General features: G+C 74.8%; 15 protein-coding genes. 5 read left to right on the forward strand and 10 right to left on the reverse strand.

What is annotated here, in order from left to right:
- Positions 1–44: 44 nt before the first annotated feature.
- The 5 genes from AB0469_RS37005 to AB0469_RS37025 all read right to left on the reverse strand — a co-directional run bounded on the left by AB0469_RS37005 (position 45) and on the right by AB0469_RS37025 (position 5182).
- Positions 45–2345, reverse strand: a complete 2301-nt coding sequence (locus AB0469_RS37005; RefSeq protein ID WP_366455964.1) for a heavy metal translocating P-type ATPase — start codon at positions 2343–2345, stop codon at positions 45–47.
- Positions 2346–2433: 88 nt separating this feature from the next.
- A complete protein-coding gene (locus tag AB0469_RS37010) occupies positions 2434–2655 on the reverse strand; it encodes a heavy-metal-associated domain-containing protein (protein WP_042816569.1) in 222 nt (73 codons plus the stop codon).
- 136 nt (positions 2656–2791) lie between these two features.
- On the reverse strand, positions 2792–2992 hold the full coding sequence (locus AB0469_RS37015; RefSeq protein WP_042816568.1) for a MerR family transcriptional regulator: 201 nt from the start codon (positions 2990–2992) through the stop codon (positions 2792–2794).
- 242 nt (positions 2993–3234) lie between these two features.
- On the reverse strand, positions 3235–4248 hold the full coding sequence (locus AB0469_RS37020; protein ID WP_366455965.1) for a Gfo/Idh/MocA family oxidoreductase: 1014 nt from the start codon (positions 4246–4248) through the stop codon (positions 3235–3237).
- A 19-nt stretch (positions 4249–4267) separates the two neighbouring features.
- Positions 4268–5182 carry a sugar phosphate isomerase/epimerase gene (locus AB0469_RS37025; RefSeq protein ID WP_366455966.1) on the reverse strand — a complete coding sequence of 305 codons (915 nt, stop codon included), beginning with the start codon at positions 5180–5182 and terminating at the stop codon, positions 4268–4270.
- 69 nt (positions 5183–5251) lie between these two features.
- Here AB0469_RS37025 and iolC point away from each other — a divergent pair, with 69 nt between their 5' ends.
- Genes iolC through AB0469_RS37045 form a run of 4 tightly spaced genes read left to right on the forward strand, consistent with a single transcriptional unit; the run spans position 5252 to position 10647 of the window.
- Positions 5252–6232, forward strand: coding sequence for a 5-dehydro-2-deoxygluconokinase (gene iolC, locus AB0469_RS37030; protein WP_366455967.1), 981 nt, complete (start codon positions 5252–5254; stop codon positions 6230–6232).
- Positions 6233–6246: 14 nt separating this feature from the next.
- The gene (gene iolB / locus AB0469_RS37035; protein WP_366455987.1) at positions 6247–7254 is read left to right on the forward strand and encodes a 5-deoxy-glucuronate isomerase; all 1008 of its coding nucleotides are present in this window, start codon (positions 6247–6249) and stop codon (positions 7252–7254) included.
- A complete protein-coding gene (gene iolD / locus AB0469_RS37040) occupies positions 7251–9137 on the forward strand; it encodes a 3D-(3,5/4)-trihydroxycyclohexane-1,2-dione acylhydrolase (decyclizing) (RefSeq protein ID WP_366455968.1) in 1887 nt (628 codons plus the stop codon). The genes iolB and iolD overlap by 4 nt, the downstream gene beginning before the upstream one ends.
- A gap of 10 nt (positions 9138–9147) precedes the next feature.
- Positions 9148–10647 (forward strand): CoA-acylating methylmalonate-semialdehyde dehydrogenase, encoded by a 1500-nt coding sequence (locus AB0469_RS37045; RefSeq protein ID WP_366455969.1) that lies wholly within the window; start codon positions 9148–9150, stop codon positions 10645–10647.
- Between the two features lie 158 nt (positions 10648–10805).
- On the opposite strand, the gene AB0469_RS37050 is transcribed toward AB0469_RS37045, so the two are convergent.
- From AB0469_RS37050 to AB0469_RS37065, 4 genes are all read right to left on the reverse strand, one after another.
- On the reverse strand, positions 10806–11831 hold the full coding sequence (locus AB0469_RS37050) for a DUF916 domain-containing protein (RefSeq protein ID WP_366455970.1): 1026 nt from the start codon (positions 11829–11831) through the stop codon (positions 10806–10808).
- Positions 11832–11921: 90 nt separating this feature from the next.
- Complete coding sequence (locus AB0469_RS37055) at positions 11922–13217, reverse strand: hypothetical protein (RefSeq protein WP_366455971.1); 1296 nt, start codon at positions 13215–13217, stop codon at positions 11922–11924.
- 224 nt (positions 13218–13441) lie between these two features.
- Positions 13442–14692, reverse strand: coding sequence for a S8 family peptidase (locus AB0469_RS37060; RefSeq protein ID WP_366455972.1), 1251 nt, complete (start codon positions 14690–14692; stop codon positions 13442–13444).
- Between the two features lie 480 nt (positions 14693–15172).
- Positions 15173–15874 (reverse strand): 4'-phosphopantetheinyl transferase superfamily protein, encoded by a 702-nt coding sequence (locus AB0469_RS37065; protein ID WP_366455973.1) that lies wholly within the window; start codon positions 15872–15874, stop codon positions 15173–15175.
- An 82-nt stretch (positions 15875–15956) separates the two neighbouring features.
- On the opposite strand from AB0469_RS37065, the gene AB0469_RS37070 reads away from it, so the two are divergent.
- Entirely contained in the window at positions 15957–16727 is a 771-nt protein-coding gene (locus tag AB0469_RS37070; protein ID WP_366455974.1) for an alpha/beta hydrolase, read from the forward strand.
- Positions 16728–16731: 4 nt separating this feature from the next.
- Here the strand turns inward: AB0469_RS37070 and AB0469_RS37075 are convergent, their stop codons facing one another.
- Positions 16732–17274, reverse strand: a complete 543-nt coding sequence (locus tag AB0469_RS37075) for a hypothetical protein (RefSeq protein WP_366455975.1) — start codon at positions 17272–17274, stop codon at positions 16732–16734.
- Positions 17275–17432: the final 158 nt, after the last annotated feature.

The raw sequence follows: 17432 nt of genomic DNA on the forward strand, positions 1-17432 counted from the left end.
CGTCTCCAGTGAAGGATGTGTGGAGGCCCCGAGGAGGCCCTCCTTCAGCGGAACGAGCGCAGCCGCAGGCTGTTGGTGACGACGAAGACCGAGGAGAAGGCCATCGCGGCCCCCGCGATCATCGGGTTGAGCAGGCCCGCCGCGGCCAGCGGCAGCGCTGCCAGGTTGTAGCCGAAGGCCCAGAACAGGTTGCCCTTGATGGTGGCCAGCGTCCGGCGCGAGAGCCGGATGGCGTCGGCCGCCACCCGCAGGTCGCCCCGTACGAGGGTCAGGTCGCCGGCCTCGATGGCGGCGTCGGCGCCGGTCCCCATCGCCAGGCCCAGATCGGCCCGGGCCAGGGCGGCCGCGTCGTTGACCCCGTCCCCGACCATCGCGACGGTGCGGCCCTCGGCCTGGAGCCGGCGGACCACGTCCACCTTGTCCTGCGGGAGCACCTCGGCGATCACCTCGTCGATGCCCACCTCCCGGGCCACCGTCTCGGCCACCGCCCTGTTGTCGCCGGTCAGCAGGACCGGGGTCAGGCCGAGGGCCCGCAGCCGGGCCACGGCCTCGGCGCTGGTCGGCTTCACGGCGTCGGCCACGGTCAGCACCCCGCGGGCCTCGCCGTCCCAGGCGACCAGCACCGCCGTGCTGCCGGCGGCCTCGGCGGCCGCCCCGGCCCGGGCGAGGGCGCCGGACGGGGTGATGCCCCGCTCGGCCAGCAGCCGTTCGCGCCCCACCAGCACGGAGCGGCCCTCGACCACCCCCCGGACGCCGAGCCCCGCGAGGTTCTCGAAGGACTCGGGGACCGGCAGCCCGCCCGCGGCCTCGGCCGCCTCGGCGGCCCCGGCGGCGACCGCCCGGGCGATCGGGTGTTCGGAGGCGTGTTCCAGGGCGCCCGCGAGCCGCAGCAGCTCCTTCTCGTCCACCCCTTCCGCGGGGTGCACCCCGGACAGGGCCATGCGGCCGGTGGTGACGGTGCCGGTCTTGTCCAGGACCACGGTGTCCACCCGGCGGGTGGACTCCAGCACCTCCGGGCCCTTGATCAGGATGCCGAGCTGCGCGCCGCGCCCGGTGCCGACCATGAGGGCGGTCGGGGTGGCAAGGCCCAGGGCGCAGGGGCAGGCGATGATCAGGACGGCCACGGCGGCGGTGAAGGCGGCGGTGGCGTCGTCGGTGATCAGCAGCCAGGCGACCCAGGTGCCGAGCGCGAGCAGCAGGACGACGGGCACGAAGACGCCGGAGATCCGGTCGGCGAGCCGCTGCACCTCGGCCTTGCCGCTCTGCGCCTCCTCCACCATGCGGGCCATCCGGGCCAGCTGGGTGTCGGCCCCGATCCGGGTGGCCTCCACGACCAGCCGCCCCGAGGCGTTGACGGTGGCGCCGGTGACGGCGTCCCCGGCCGCCACCTCGACCGGGACGGACTCGCCGGTCAGCATCGAGGCGTCCACGGCGGAGGAGCCCTCGACGACCGTGCCGTCGGTGGCGATCTTCTCCCCGGGCCGGACGACGAACCGGTCGCCGACGGAGAGGTCGCCCACCGGGATCCGGACCTCCCGCCCGCCCCGCAGCACGGCCACGTCCTTGGCGCCCAGCTCCAGCAGCGCCCGCAGCGCCGCCCCCGCCTTCCGCTTGGAGCGGGCCTCCAGGTAGCGGCCGAGCAGGATGAAGGTGACGACGCCCGCCGCGACCTCCAGGTAGAGGGCGGAGGAGCCGTCCGTGCGGGTGATCGTCAGCTCGAAGCCGTGCCGCATGCCGGTCACGCCCGCGTGCCCGAAGAACAGGGCCCACAGGGACCAGGCGTAGGCGGCCAGCGTGCCGACCGAGACCAGGGTGTCCATGGTCGCGGCGCCGTGCCGGGCGTTGGTCCAGGCGGCCCGGTGGAAGGGGAGGGCGCCCCACACCACGACGGGGGAGGCCAGGGTCAGGCAGAGCCACTGCCAGTCGTCGAACTGGAGGGCGGGCACCATCGACAGCAGGACGACGGGCAGGGCCAGGGCGGCGGACACCAGCAGCCGCTGCCGCAGCGCGGCGAGTGCGGGGTCGGCGTCGGAACCGGTCCGCGCGGGCGGCCCGGAGCCGGCGGCGGGCTCCGGTTCCGGCGGCGGCGGGGGCTCCTCGGCCGTGTACCCGGTGCGGACCACCGTCGCGATGAGATCGGCCACCCGGACGCCGTCGCCGTAGGAGACGTGCGCCTTCTCGGTGGCGTAGTTCACCGTGGCGCTGACCCCGTCCATCCGGTTCAGCTTCTTCTCGATGCGGGCCGCGCACGAGGCGCAGGTCATCCCGCCGATGGTCAGCTCGACCTCCGCCGGGCCGCCGCCGGCCGCGGTTATGGGCCCCTCGTGCACTGTGCTGCTGCTCATGTCCCGCTCCGGGGGAAGGGCCGGGCCGCACGGTCCAGTCGGGGGCTGGCGGGTGCGGCCCGGCGGGGTGCTGCGGAAGGAAGGGGGCTCAGACCTGGCCGGCGAGCTCGTACCCGGCCTCGTCCACGGCGGCGCGGACGTCGGCCTCGGCGAGCGGGGCGGCGGACACCACGGTGACCTCGCCGGTGGCGGCGACGGCCTTGACGGAGGTGACGCCCGGCAGGGCGGTCAGCTCGGCGGTCACGGCGCCCTCGCAGTGCCCACAGGTCATTCCGGTGACCTTGTACACGGTTTCCGTCACGGCGGTCATGTCGTTCTCCTATCAGGGGGTGTCTCTCTCTACCAGAGACTATACCCCTAGGGGGTATGGACCGGCCATCGAGTCGCGGTCCGGCCCCCCTCCAGTGTGTGCCGGTGCGCCCGGTGGCCGCGTGCGGGCGGCGGGATCACTCCTCGCGCCGCCCCCGGTTGCCGGGCCGGCGGGCCACCCAGGCCCGGATCGTGTCGGGGAGCCAGTAGGGCTTGCCGCCCTCCACGTGGTCGGGGGCCGGAAGCAGCCCGTGCTTGCGGTAGGAGCGCACGGTGTCCGGCTGCACCCGGATATGGGCGGCGATCTCCTTGTAGGACCACAGCTGCCGGTCGCTCATCCACGACACCTCCTCGTCCACGCCCCGGGGCCGGCCGGGCGGCCGTCGGGGGAGCCGGCGCGCGGACACTGACGATCACTCGCTTCGTGCCCGGAGAACGACGGCCGGTGGAGGCGGGGGAGGGGCTGTGAACCGCCTGTGACGAAAAACCCGCGTAATCCGGATATGTGTGACACGGGTGCGACACCCGTGACGGACGCGGCACAGGCGTCGCCCCGCGGACCCGGGACGCGGGTGGAGGCTCAGCGGTAGAGTTCCGGCCGCTCCACCAACCGCACCTCGGTCCGCACGCCGCTGCGCGCGGCCGCCAGCCCCGCCTGCGAGACGGCGGCGGCCGCGTACCCGTCCCAGGCGTCCGGGCCGTCCACCCGCCCCCGCGCGGCCGCCGCCACCCACCGCCGCACCTGGCGGTCGTAGGCGTCGGCGAAGCGGGTGGTGAAGTCCTGGGCGATCTCCCCGCCCCAGCGGCCGCCCGACTGGACCACCATCGCGTGGCCGTCGCCGATCCGGGCGCTGCCGGACTCTCCGACCGCCTCGCACTGCACCTGGTAGCCGAACCCGCAGTTGACGAAGATCTCCACGTCCACGATCGCCCCGCCCGAGGTCTCCAGCAGCACCATCCGCGGGTCGCGCAGCCCCTCGGGCGCGGCCGAGGACGGCGTCGGCGAGAGCACCGTCACGGCCGTGACCTCCTGCCCCAGCAGCCAGCGGGCCGCGTCCACCTCGTGCACCACGGAATCGCCGATCAGCATGTCGCTGGTGAAGAAGGACGGCGAGGCGGCGTTGCGGTGACGGCAGTGCAGGAACAGCGGCCGGCCGATCCCGCCCCCGTCCAGCAGCTCCTTGAGCCGCTCGTACTCGGCGTCGAACCGCCGCATGAACCCCACCTGCACCAGCCGCCTGCCCAGCCGCCGCTCCGCCTCCAGCACCCGCAGCGCCCCCTCCGGATCCGGGGTCAGGGGCTTCTCGCAGAGCACCGGCAGCTCCCGCCCCAGGGCGTGCAGAATCGCTTCCTCGTGCGCCGGGCCGGGCGAGGCGATCAGCACGGCGTCCACCCCCGGGGCCGCCACGGCCGCCGCCGGGTCCGTGAACGCGGCCGCACCCTCCACCCGGTCCGCGACCGCCTTGACCCGCTCCCCGTCCGGATCGGCGACGGCCACCACCCGCGCCCCGCCGACCGTGTCGCCGATCCGCCGCACGTGGTCGGCGCCCATCTTCCCGGTGCCGAGGACGGCGATGCCGAGCGTGTTCATCATGACGTGTCTTCCTCCGGGTTCAGCGGGCGCCGCAGGAGCGCAGGTAGGCGCGGGTGCGCCGGGCGATGGGCAGCGGACGGTCGGGCGGGCACGGGTACATGTCCTGCTCCACGATCGCGAACAGCTCCACCCCGAGCCGCTGCGCCGCCGCCAGCACGGGCTCCAGCGCGGGCACCCCCGACGGCGGCTCGCACATCACCCCGCGCTCGACGGCCGGCCCGAACGGGATCCCGCCCGCCACCACTTCGGCGAGGATCCGCGGGTCCACCTGCTTGAGGTGCAGGTAGCCGATCCGCTCGCCGAAGGTCTCGACCGCCTCGACGCTGTCCCCGCCGCAGTACGCGTAGTGCCCGGTGTCCAGGCACAGGGAGACCAGGTCCGGATCGGTGGCGTCCAGGAACCGGGCCACGTTCTCCGGGGTGTCGACATGGGTGTCCGCGTGCGGGTGGACCACGATCCGCAGCCCGTACCGCTCCCGGACCTCCCGGCCCAGGCGCTCGGTCTGGGTGGTCAGTTCACGCCATTGGGCGGGGGTGAGGACCGGATCCTCCAGCATGCCGCCGGTCTTGTCGTCCCGCCAGAACGAGGGGATGACCACGAGGTGCTCCGCGCCCGTGTCCCGGGCGAGCGCGGCGATCCGCGACACGTGCGCCCAGGTCTGCTCCCAGACGGCGGGGCCGTGATGGAGTCCGGTGAAGACGGTGCCGGCGGACACCCGCAGGCCCCGCTTCGCGGTCTCCTCGGCGAGCCGGACCGGATCGGTGGGCAGGTAGCCGTACGGGCCGAGCTCGATCCACTCGTACCCGGCGTCCGACACCTCGTCGAGGAACCGGTCCCAGGGCGTCTGCAGCGGATCCTCCGGGAACCAGACACCCCAGGAGTCCGGAGCCGAACCGATGCGGATACGGGTCAACGCGGGCGGGGAGGAGGTCATGACGGCCACCTTAGGGTGCGAGGTCCGAGGGGAGAGGGAGGACGAGTGGGAGTGGGAGGAGTGCCCGACGTGACCACGGGGGACGCAGGGAACGGGGCCGGGGACGGGTCCGCGTACGACCTCATCACGATGGGGCGGATCGGGGTGGATCTCTACCCCCTGAAGACGGGCGTACCGCTCGCGGAGGCCGACACCTTCGGGAAGTTCCTCGGCGGCTCGCCGGCGAACGTCGCCGTCGCCGCCGCCCGGCTCGGGCGGCGCACGGCCGTGATCAGCCGGACCGGCGCGGACCCCTTCGGGGCGTATCTGCGCAGTGAGCTGCGGGGGTTCGGGGTCGACGACCGGTGGGTGGGGGAGGTGGCGCGCTATCCGACGCCCCTCACCTTCTGCGAGGTCTTCCCGCCGGACCGCTTTCCGCTCTACTTCTACCGGCTCCCGAAAGCGCCCGACCTGGAGATCGAGCCCGGCGAGATCGACCGGGAGGCGGTGCGGGCCGCGCGGGTGTTCTGGATGACCGGCACGGGTCTGAGCGCCGAGCCGAGCCGCGCCGCGACCCTGGCCGCGCTGGAGGCCCGCTCGAAGTCCGGTACGACCGTCTTCGACCTGGACTGGAGGCCGATGCTGTGGGACGGCGACGCGCCGCGGCCCTGGTACGGGCGGGCGCTCGCCCTGGCGACGGTGGCCGTCGGCAACACCGAGGAGTGCGCGGTCGCCACCGGCGAGAGCGAGCCGTACGCGGCCGCGCGGGCGCTGCTCGCCGCCGGGGTGGAACTGGCGGTGGTCAAACGGGGGCCGCAGGGGGTGCTCGCCGTCCACCGCGACGGGACGGCGGTGGAGGTCCCGCCGGTGCCGGTGACGGTGGTTAACGGGCTGGGCGCCGGGGACGCGTTCGGCGGGGCCCTGTGCCACGGGCTGCTGGCGGGCTGGGAGCTGGAGCGGGTCCTGCGGTACGCGAACGCGGCGGGGGCGATCGTCGCCTCGCGGCTCGCCTGTTCCACGGCGATGCCGTTCCCGCACGAGGTGGAGGAGGTTCTGGAGACGTGCCGGTGACCGTGTCGCACACGATGGAGTGGACGAGGCTGCGCGTCCTCGACCTGGCGCCGGGGGAGACGTACGCGCACGCATGCGGGGAGTCGGAGTGGATCGTCCTCCCGCTGAGCGGTGCCTGCGAAGTCCGCTGCGCGGAGACCTCCCCCACACCGCCCCCTCCTGATTCCCGGGGCTCCGCCCCGGACCCCGCGCGGCGGCAGGATCCAGCCCGCGCGGCGTTCGAGCGCACCGGGCGCGCGGAGCCCGGAACGGGGTCCGGGGACGGAGCCCCCGACAGGGTCCGGGGCGGAGCCCCGGTTTCGGGAAGGGGCCGGGTGGGGGAGGGCCCCGCAGGGATCTTCCGGTTGCGCGGCCGGAGCGGGGTGTTCGCGGGGCCCACCGACTTCGCGTACGTGCCCCGGGACGCCCGCGCCGAGATCGCCTCCGCCGACGGCGGCCGGTTCGCCCTCGTGGGGGCCCGCTGCGAGCGGCGGCTGCCCGCACGGTACGGCCCCGCCGACGCCGTGCCCGTCGAGCTGCGCGGCGCCGGGCAGTGCTCGCGCCAGGTGCACAACTTCGCCGCCGCCGACGCCTTCCCCTGCGACCGGCTCATCGCCGTCGAGGTGCTCACCCCCGGCGGCAACTGGTCCTCGTACCCGCCCCACAAGCACGACGAGCACCACCCGGGCGAGGAGTCCCGCCTGGAGGAGGTCTACTTCTACGAGATCGCCCCGCACGGCGACACCCCCGGCGTCGGCTACCAGCGCGTGACGCCCTCGCCCGCCGGGAAGACCGACGTGCTCGCCGAGGTCCGCTCGGGTGACGTCGTCCTCATCCCCGACGGCTGGCACGGCCCGTCCATCGCGGCGCCCGGCCACGACATGTACTACCTGAACGTGATGGCCGGCCCGGACCCGACGCGGGAATGGCTGATCCGCGACCATCCCGACCACGCGTGGATTCGCGGGGCGTGGGCGGGGCAGGAGGTCGATCCCAGGCTCCCGCTGAACCGGCCCGCACCCCGACCCGAGGAGACCCCGTGACCGCGCCGCGCAGCGTCCGGCTGACCACCGCCCAGGCGCTCGTCCGGTTCCTGAGCCGCCAGTACACCGAGCGCGACGGCCGCACCCAGCGGCTGATCGCCGCCACCTGGGGGATCTTCGGGCACGGCAACGTCGCCGGCGTCGGGCAGGCCCTGCTGGAGAGCGGGCCGGACGCCATGCCCTTCCTCCAGGGACGCAACGAACAGGCCATGGTGCACGCCGCCGTCGGGTACGCGCGCCAGCGCGGCCGGCTGTCGGCGCACGCCGTGACCACCTCCATCGGGCCCGGCGCGACCAACCTGGTCACCGGGGCCGCCCTCGCCACCGTCAACCGGATCCCCGTCCTCCTGCTGCCGGGGGACACCTTCGCGACCCGGCCCGCCGACCCGGTGCTCCAGCAGCTGGAGGTCCCCTACGCCGGGGACGTCTCCGTCAACGACACCCTGCGGCCCGTTTCCCGCTACTTCGACCGGATCACCCGGCCCGAGGCCCTGGTCCCGGCCGCCCTCCAGGCGATGCGGGTGCTCGCCGACCCGGTGCAGACGGGCGCCGTCACCCTCGCGCTGCCGCAGGACGTGCAGGCCGAGGCCCACGACTGGCCCGAGGAGTTCTTCGCGGAGCGGGTGTGGGCGGTGCGCCGCCCCCGGCCCGCCGCCGCCGAGCTGCGGACCGCCGCCGAGGCCGTACGGGAGGCCCGCCGGCCCCTGATGATCGTCGGCGGCGGCATCCGGCACAGCGGGGCGGAGGAGGCGCTGCGGGCCTTCGCCGAGGCCACCGGCATCCCCGTCGCCGCCACCCAGGCCGGCAAGGGCGCCCTGCGCCACGACCACCCCGCCGAGGTGGGCGCCGTCGGCCACACCGGCACCGCCACCGCCGACGACCTGGCCCGTGCCGCCGACCTGGTCATCGCGGCCGGGACCCGGCTGACCGACTTCACCACCGCCTCCTCGACCCTCTTCCAGGACCCCGGCGTCCGCTTCCTCGGCCTCAACCTCGACCCGTACGACGCCCACAAGCAGGCCGCCCTCCCGCTGGTCGCGGACGCCCGCGAGGGCCTGGACGCCCTGCGCGCCGAGCTGGCGGGCCACCGGGTGGACCCCGCGTACGAGCAGACGTACCGCAGGGCCAAGATCTCCTGGGAGGCCCTGGTGGACCAGGCCTTCCACGCCCCCGACGAGGACGCCGTCCCCACCCAGGCGCAGGTGCTCGGCGCGCTGGACGCCGTCGTCGACGACACCGACGTGATCGTCAACGCGGCCGGCTCGCTCCCGGGCGACCTGCACCGGCTGTGGCGGGCCCGCTCGCCGTACCAGTACCACGTCGAATACGGGTACTCCTGCATGGGCTACGAGATCCCGGGCGCCCTCGGAGCGGCCCTGGCGGCCCCGGACCGGCCGGTGTGGGCGCTCGTCGGAGACGGCTCGTACCTGATGAACCCGACGGAGATCGTCACCGCCGTCCAGGAGGGCGTCCCGCTCCGGGTGGTCATCCTCGACAACCACGGCTACGCCTCCATCGGCGGCCTCTCGGGCGCGGTGGGCGGCGAGGGCTTCGGCACGGCGTACCGCTTCCGGGGCCCCGGCGGCGCGTACACGGGCGACCCCCTTCCGGTGGACCTGGCGGCCAACGCCGCCTCCCTCGGGATGGCCGTGATCCGCACCCGCACCATCGGTGACCTGCGGAAAGCCCTGGCCGAGGCACGCGGGGCCGACCGTCCCACATGTGTCTACGCACAGACCCGAACACCCGACACTGTGTCGGGCCCACCCCCGGCACAGGCGTGGTGGGATGTTCCCGTGGCCGAGACCGCGACCCGTGCGTCGGCGGCCCAGGCCCGCGAAGAGTACGACCGGCAAGCCGCGCAGCGACGTCGCCATCTGTGAAGGAGCAAGCATGAAGACCGTCAACCACTGGATCGGTGGCAAGACCGTCGAGGGCGCGTCGGGCAACTACGGCCCGGTCACCGACCCGGCCACCGGCGAGGTCACCACGCAGGTCGCCCTGGCCTCCGCCGAGGAGGTCGACGCGGCGGTGCAGATCGCCAAGGAGGCCTTCCTGTCCTGGGGCCAGTCCTCGCTGGCCGCCCGCACCAAGGTGCTGTTCGCCTACCGCGCCCTGCTGGACGCCAACCGCGACGCCATCGCCGAGCTGATCACCGCCGAGCACGGCAAGGTGCACTCCGACGCGCTGGGCGAGGTCGCCCGCGGCCTGGAGATCGTCGAGCTGGCCTGCGGGATCACCACCCAGCTCAAGGGCGAGCTGTCCACGTCCGTGTCCAACCGCGTGGACGTGGCCGCCATCCGCCAGCCGCTGGGCGTGGTCGCGGGCATCACCCCGTTCAACTTCCCGGCCATGGTGCCGATGTGGATGTTCCCGCTGGCCGTCGCCTGCGGCAACACCTTCGTCCTCAAGCCGAGCGAGAAGGACCCGTCGGCCGCCAACAAGCTGGCCGAGCTGGCCACCGAGGCCGGCCTGCCGGCGGGCGTGCTGAACGTCGTCCACGGTGACAAGGTCGCCGTCGACGCCCTCCTCTCCCACCCGGACGTGGCCGCCGTCTCCTTCGTCGGCTCCACGCCGATCGCCCGCCACATCCACACCACCGCCTCCGCCCACGGCAAGCGGGTCCAGGCCCTGGGCGGCGCCAAGAACCACATGCTGGTCCTGCCGGACGCCGACCTCGACGCCGCCGCCGACGCGGCCGTCTCCGCCGCCTACGGCTCGGCCGGCGAGCGCTGCATGGCCATCTCGGCCGTCGTCGCGGTCGGCGCCATCGGCGACGCCCTCGTCGAGAAGATCCGCGAGCGCGCCGAGAAGATCAAGATCGGCCCCGGCAACGACCCGGCGTCCGAGATGGGCCCGCTGATCACCGCCGCCCACCGCGACAAGGTCGCCTCGTACGTCAAGGGCGCCGCCGACCAGGGCGCGGAGGTCGTCCTCGACGGCACCGGCTACACGGTCGACGGCCACGAGAACGGCCACTGGATCGGCCTGTCCCTCCTCGACCACGTCAAGACCGACTCCGACGCCTACCGCGACGAGATCTTCGGCCCGGTGCTGTGCGTGCTGCGCGCCGAGACCTACGAGGAGGGCGTGGCCCTCATCAACGCCTCGCCGTTCGGCAACGGCACCGCGATCTTCACCCGCGACGGCGGCGCGGCCCGCCGCTTCCAGCTGGAGATCCAGGCGGGCATGGTCGGCGTCAACGTGCCGATCCCGGTGCCGGTGGGCTACCACTCCTTCGGCGGCTGGAAGGACTCGCTCTTCGGCGACCACCACATCTACGGCAACGACGGCATCCACTTCTACACGCGCGGCAAGGTCGTCACCACCCGCTGGCCCGACCCGTCCGAGGACCACGCGGGCGTCGACCTCGGCTTCCCCCGCAACCACTGACGCCTTCTCCCGCCGCGCCCCCGGACGCGCTCCTGAGACGCCCCCGGACGCGCTCCTGAGACGCCCCCGGGCACGCTCCTGAGACGCCCCCGGGCACGCCCCGAACAGCAGGAACCCCCGGCTCACCCTCACCGGCCGGGGGTTCCTGCCGTGCGCGGTCAGCGCGCCGCCGCCAGGTCCGGTACGGGTTCCGCCGCGGGCGGGGCCGCGCGGCGGCGCCTGCGCAGCACGAGGAGGGCGACGCCCGCTCCGGCCAGCAGGAGGAGCGTGCCCGCCGCCGGCCAGGGGACGGCCAGGAACTCCGTACCGGCCCGCGCGTCCAGGCCGGGGTAGGCGGCGGCGCTCGCCCTGACCTCCACCTCGACCCGGTCCAACTGGGGGGAGTCCGGCCACGGTTCGGTCAGCGTGATCCGCTGGCCGGGCAGCAGCGCCGGCTTCGGGCCGCGGGCGGGCCGGTCCAGCACCCGCCGCCCGAACAGGCCCCGCGCCGAGACCGCCACCTTCGGCTCGACCACCACGTTGCCCCGGTTGACCAGCGTGTAGGTGACGGTGGCCCGGGCGTCCTGGGTCCAGGGCAGCAGCGGGGCGCCGCGGGCGACCCGTACGTCCTCCACGCTCAGCGCCGGGGTCAGCGGACCCGGCACCCTCAGGTACAGCCGGGCGCCCACCTGGCGCTTCACCCCGACCTGCACCCTGCCCTCGCGCTGGATCCCCTCGACCTGCGTGTTCAGCGCGACGATCCCGCCCACGTGGTCGCCCGGGGCCGCGTCCTGGGGGACCTTGACGGTGAACGGTATGTCCTTGCGGCCCTTGGGCGGGACGGTGACGGTGCCCGCCGCCTCCGGCCCCAGCGCGATCCAGGAGCCGACGTCCCGGGGCCTCGTCTCGGCGGGCAGCAGGGCGAACGCGCCGCCCGAGGGGGTGTTCACCGCGTCCGTGGCGAAGACCTGGAAGGTCAGCTCCCGGTCCGAGGAGTTCAGCAGCGTCACGCTGTCGCCGATGGCGGCCCCGGCGGCGCCCTGGTGGAAGAAGTACGCCCGGTCGGTCATCGCCGCGCCGGCCGGCGGTGTCGGGAAGACGCCCCAGGTGCCGTTGTCCGCGGCCGCGGCGGGGCCGGCGGGGAGCAGCAGCAGCCCGCACAGGCCGAGGAGGAGGGTGCGGAGGACGGTCGTGCGCAGGCGCATGGGCGGTCTTCTCCAGGATCGCGGCGGGAGAGCGGGGAGGGTGGTGCGGCGCCGGGGGCGCCGCACCACCCCGGGGCTGCGGTGGCGGGATCAGGCGATCGAGAAGGTCACGACCGACTGGTAGGTGTCGGCGAACATGAACGGCGGAAGCTGGAGCATCGCCGCGCCGCCCACGGCGAACTCGCCGCCGGTCAGCTCGTCACCGCCGGCCGCCTGCGAGGCGACCTTCATCGGGGTCTCCGTGATCGCGCCGGGCGCGCCCGCGGTGCAGGTGCTGGGGCTGTCCGGGTTGGTCACGGTGCAGGACGGCTGGATGCCGAGCTGCGCCTTGGCCATGGCGTGGCCCGTCGTCTGGTTCAGGAACGGCGTACGGGTCGCCGTCACGTCCCAGCCGAGGGTGCCGCCGCGGAAGTCCTGGACGGTCGCGGCGTTGAACGCGCCGAACACCGACTGGGCCTTGCCGTTGATGGTCACCGAGCCGAAGCTGACGGCGGGCTGGCCGTCCTTCGGGCCGAGGGCCAGCGGCCCGGGCAGCACCTCGACGTCCACCGGGTTCTTCACGCCGGCCTGCTCCTCGACGAACACGAAGGGCTTGGCCGGCGGGACCGAGCCGTCGATCCTGATCGCGTCGGCCTTCTTCGTGACGGTGATGTTGCAGGTGGCGGCGCCGGAGGCGTCCGCCGTGCCGGTGCCGGTGTCACCGGTGGCCGCGCCCGCGAGGAGGGCGGAACAGGTGACGGGGCCGGTCGGGAAGTTGGCGCCGGTGGCGACGACGGCGGTGCCCGCCTTGCCGCTGTTGGGCGTCAGCCGGGTGGTCACCGGGTCCTTCGGCAGGGCCTCGACGGCGATCGAGCCGACGGAGGCGCTGGGACGCGGGTCCGGGGTGCAGGTCGTGGTGTAGACCGTGCCGCCCAGGTCGGCGTCCGTGACCACCTGGTCGACGGTGATCTGGACCGTGGTGCCCTCGCTGCCGTCCGGGATCTTGACCGTGCCGGAGAAGGCGGGCGGGTCGGACTTCTTGCCGGCTTCCTGGTGGCTGGGGACGGCGGGGCTGGTGACCGTCTGGGCGACCCCTCCGACGAGCAGCTTCGCCTTGATGGTGTTGACCGTGTCGATCGTGAACATCGGGACGACCGGCGTCTCGCCCGGGTCGATGGTGATGGGTACGGTCTCACCCGCCCTGGCGGTGTCCGGCACCGTGATCGTGTAGTCCTGGGTGCCGTTGGCGCCCGGCTGCGGGGCCGGGGCGACGCACTTCACGGGGACGGGGGTGGTCTTGGTCGCGGCCTGCGCCGGTCCCGTCAGGGCCACGACGCCGCCCGTCAGGGCCAGGGACAGGGCGCCCGCCCCGGCCAGCACTCTTCGTTTGAGGGTTCTCGAACTCACTGGGTCGCGACTCCTTCGTCATGACGAACGAACCCCTCCCCCCACCCGCTGTGTGGGGGAGGCCGAGCCGGTGCGGATGGCCGTCATTGACGCGTCGCGGTGTCGAGAAGTCAATGGATTGCCCGGGTCCGAAGCACACAGACATTGATGTCCCATCAGGCCCGGTCTGATGGGACATCGGATACCGACCGGTCGGTGAGGCGCTGCCGGCCGGGCGGGGCGGGTCAGCCCGCCGGGGGGACCTGGAGGAGCAGGTTCGGGGTGCCGGCGGGCAGGCCGCTGATCAGGTCCGTGGCGGCGGCCCGGAGCAGGGCGGCGCGGACCTGTTCGGGGCTGTGCGCCGCGCCGCCCGCCAGGACCAGGGCGGCGGCGCCCGCGACGTGCGGGGCGGCCATGGAGGTGCCGGTGGCCCGCGCGAGCGCGGTCGTGGACCCCTTCCAGGCGGAGACGACGGCCACGCCCGGGGCCGAGAGGTCCACGCAGGGGCCGTGGTCGGAGAAGGACGGGTGGTGGTCGGCGGCGTCGGTGGCGGCGACCGTGAGGGCCTGCGGGACGTTGGACGGGGAGCCCGAGCAGGCGTCCCGGCCCTCGTTGCCGGCGGCCACGGTGACGGTGATCCCGTAGGCGGCGGCGCGGACGACCGCCGCGTCCATGGAGTGGCTGCGAGAGCCGCCCAGGCTCATGTTGGCGACGGCGGGGCGCAGCGGGAGGCCGCCGCGCGTGGCGTCCTTCACCATCCAGTCGAGGCCGCGCAGGATGTGCGACAGCCGTGCGTCGCCCCGGCAGTCGGCCACCTTCACCCCGACGAGGGAGACCCCCTTGGCGACCCCGTAGGTGGCCCCGCCGACGGTCGCCGCGACGTGCGTGCCGTGGCCGTTGCAGTCGGCGGAGCCCTCCGCCCACAGTGCGTTGTAGCCGCTGCGGGCCCGGCCGCCGAACTCCTGGTGGAGGGTGTTGATTCCGGTGTCGACCACGTAGACCGTGACGCCCTCGCCGGTGGCGGGGTACGTGTACGAGCCGTCGAGCGGCAGCGTGCGCTGGTCGAGCCGGTCGAGGTGCCAGGGCGCCTGCGGCTGGCTCCCCGGGGCGGCGGCCGGGGGCCGCCCCGGGCGGCGGCGGGGGGCGGGGGGCCGGTCCGGGATCCGCTCGGCGGTGTCGGAGATCCGGTACACCGTGTCGGGTTCGACGGAGGCCACGCGGGGGTCGGCGGCGAGCGCCGCGGCGCGGGCCGCGGTGGTGCGTACGGCGAAGCCGTCGAGGGCCGTGTCGTAGACCGCGTCGACCCGGTCGCCCGCCCGCGCCGCCTCGGAGGCCAGGGCGCGGGCCGGGGCGCGGGTGGTGGCGTCCTTGAGGACGACGACGTAGGGGGCGGTGGGCGCGTCGGGGCCGTCGGCGTGAGCGGCCGGGTGCTGCGGCAGGACGGTGGCCGCCGCCAGCAGGGCGGCGGCCGGGAGGAGTGCGGTCATCGCGGTCATGCGCCCGATGCTCGGCCCGCCCGCGCGGGCCCGCGCGGAGGGTGCGCCGACTGGCCGCACGACACGCCGCCGCAACGGGCGCGGCGCGTCGGGACCACGGCCGTACGGGAGCACGGCTGTACGGGGCCGCGGTCGTACGGGGCCGCGGTCGTACGGGGCCGCGGCTGTACGGGGCCACGGCCGTACGGGACCACGGCCGTACGGGACCACGGCCGTACGGGGCCGCGGTCGTACGGGACCACGGCTGTACGGGACCACGGCTGTACGGGGCCGCGGGCGCCCAGAACTACGGGCATACGGGCATGCGGGTCCACGGCGTTCGGGTCCACGCGTTCGGGATCATGGCGCCCGGGACCGCGGCGCCCGGGACCACGGGGTGGGCTTCCAGCCGGGAGCCGGGAGCCGGGAGCGGAGATCCGGGAGTCCCCGCGTGGTGTCGGGCCCGGGGCGGCGCCGGTGGTGGTGGGGGCGGTCCGGTGGTCAGGGGGTGCGCAGGACCAGGGCGGCGGCGTAGCCGGGCGGGGCCGGGAGGTCGCGCAAGTCCCAGCCCGGCACCGCGGCGGGGGTGTCGGCCGCGCCCACGTAGGGCTCGACCACGCCATCGGCGAGGCCCGTGCCGGTGGCCTTGAGGAAGGCCTCCTTGCGGGACCAGACGCGGGCCAGCGCGGCTCGGCGCCCGTCCTCCGGGAGGGCGGTGATCTCGGCCGTCTCCGCCGGGTGCAGGCTGCTGAGGACGTCGGCCAGCGCCCCCGCAGTCGGCAGCCCCTCGACGTCCACACCCACCGGTGCGCCGGCGAAGGCGAAGTACGCCAGGCCGTCGCTGTGGGAGAGCGAGAAGTGCACCCCGCCCCCGGCCACCGCGGGCCGGCCGTGCGGGCCACCGCAGTTCGGGCAGTCCTCCCGGACGAACCGCACCTCCCCGGGCGCCATCCCCAGGTACCCGCCGAGCAGCACCCGCAGCCCCAGGTGCGAGGCCAGGTAGGTGCGCCGGTCGCCGGGCCGCAGCAGCCGGGCCGCCCGCTCGCGCTCGTCGGCGTCCAGCAGCTCCGCCGCCCCGCCGGCGTCGTATCCGCCGATCACCTCGCGCGTGGTGTCCAGCGACCACACCGCCGCGCCGGAGCCCCCCGGCAGGTTCCCGAGCCGCGGTGCCGCACCGCCGAGTTGGTTCAGTTCCTCGATCACCTCACGAGAGTAGTCGGGGCAGTTGGCGTCCCGGTTAACCTCGTCCCCGATCCACTGCGGACGATTCAGGGGGAAACACACCGTGCACCATGCCGTCGTGACGCCGGAAGGCGACCGGATCCGTTGGGTCGAGCTCCCGGGGGAGGAACCGGCCCGCGTCTACCTGCACGGGCTCGGCTCCACCGCGCCCGCCTACTTCGCGGCGAGCGCCGTGCACCCCCGGCTGGCCGGGCGGCGCTCGCTCCTGCTCGACTTCCTCGGACACGGGCACAGCGACCGCCCCGAGGCGTTCGCGTACACCCTGGAGGCGCACGCGGACACCGTGGCGCGGGCGCTCACCGCCGCCGGCGCGGACGCTGCCGAGGTGATCGCCCACAGCATGGGCGGGGCGGTGGCCATCGTGCTGGCCGCCCGGCATCCGCACCTGGTCTCCCGCCTCGTCCTGGTCGACGCCAACCTGGACCCGTTGCCGTCCACCCCGGGCGCGGCGTCCAGCAGCGGGATCGCCTCCTACACGGAGGAGGAGTTCCTGGCCGGCGGCTGGGCCGAGGTCCGCGACCGGGTCGGTGACCACTGGTGGTCGACCATGCGGCTGGCCGGCCGCACCGGCCTGTACCGCAGTGCCGTGAACCTCGCCGCGGGCACGCAGCCCACCATGCGGGAGCTGCTGCTGGAGCTGGAGGTCCCGCGCAGCTTCCTCCACCCTGAGGCGGACGGATCCCCTTCCGGCGCCGAGGAACTGGAGGCCGCCGGGGTTGCCGTCGTCCCCGTGCCGGAGTGCGGGCACAACATCATGCTCGACAACCCCGAAGGCTTCGCCCGGGCCGCCGCCGAGGCGCTCGCGCGGGACTGACCCGTCAGCGGCGTACGGCCGGGACGGCCCCCGGCTGGGGGACGGCCGGGACGCCCTGCGGTATTCGCGCCCCCGGGGAGGGCGTCCCGTCGGTCCAGGCGTAGACCTTCCTGCCGCGCACCGACACCTGGTACTGGTAGCGGTCCCGGCACTCGGGCCGCTCCTCGCCCCGGGTGTCGCGCGGCCACCAGCGGGCGCCCAGCCGGGGGCCGCCCGCCTTCTTCGGGGTCTCGGCGGCGCACTGCGGGCCGTCGAGGGGCGTCCTGCCGAGGGTGAACCGGATGAGCCGGGCCTTGCCGTCGGTGCGGGCCTGTATGCGTATGTCGGTGGCGTCCCTCGGCATCCAGCTGGGCAGTGAGAGGGTCCGGTCCCCGCGGGTGTGCGCCTCGGCGACGCCGGCGGTGGCGAAGTGCCTGCCCTTTTCCTTGAAGAACCGGTCGTTGAGGGCGTTGCTGACCGGGTTGGGCGGGAGGTTGGGCAGGGCGAAGGCGGCCGTGGCGAGGGCTCCCACGATGGCGGCGGCGATCACGAGCGGACGGCGGTTCATGCCTACAAGTGTTCGCGCCGGGAGGCGTTCACGCGTCCCTCCCCGGTACGAACCTCGGCTCTGCCGCAAGTCGCATACGGAGTCATACCTGAGAGTGGTTCCCGGTGCGGTCGGACCGCCGCGGGCGCGAACACCCGTGCCCGGAGCGTGCCGTGGGA

This window comes from Streptomyces sp. NPDC093801 (assembly GCF_040701585.1).
Taxonomy (GTDB): Bacteria; Actinomycetota; Actinomycetes; order Streptomycetales; family Streptomycetaceae; genus Streptomyces.

Coding starts and splice junctions, on each gene's coding strand:
- AB0469_RS37005 (WP_366455964.1), bottom strand. CDS start 2,345: ATGAGCAGCAGCACAGTGCACGAGGGGCCCATAACCGCGGCCGGCGGC.
- AB0469_RS37010 (WP_042816569.1), bottom strand. CDS start 2,655: ATGACCGCCGTGACGGAAACCGTGTACAAGGTCACCGGAATGACCTGT.
- AB0469_RS37015 (WP_042816568.1), bottom strand. CDS start 2,992: ATGAGCGACCGGCAGCTGTGGTCCTACAAGGAGATCGCCGCCCATATC.
- AB0469_RS37020 (WP_366455965.1), bottom strand. CDS start 4,248: ATGATGAACACGCTCGGCATCGCCGTCCTCGGCACCGGGAAGATGGGC.
- AB0469_RS37025 (WP_366455966.1), bottom strand. CDS start 5,182: ATGACCTCCTCCCCGCCCGCGTTGACCCGTATCCGCATCGGTTCGGCT.
- iolB (WP_366455987.1), top strand. CDS start 6,247: ATGGAGTGGACGAGGCTGCGCGTCCTCGACCTGGCGCCGGGGGAGACG.
- AB0469_RS37045 (WP_366455969.1), top strand. CDS start 9,148: ATGAAGACCGTCAACCACTGGATCGGTGGCAAGACCGTCGAGGGCGCG.
- AB0469_RS37050 (WP_366455970.1), bottom strand. CDS start 11,831: ATGCGCCTGCGCACGACCGTCCTCCGCACCCTCCTCCTCGGCCTGTGC.
- AB0469_RS37060 (WP_366455972.1), bottom strand. CDS start 14,692: ATGACCGCGATGACCGCACTCCTCCCGGCCGCCGCCCTGCTGGCGGCG.
- AB0469_RS37075 (WP_366455975.1), bottom strand. CDS start 17,274: ATGAACCGCCGTCCGCTCGTGATCGCCGCCGCCATCGTGGGAGCCCTC.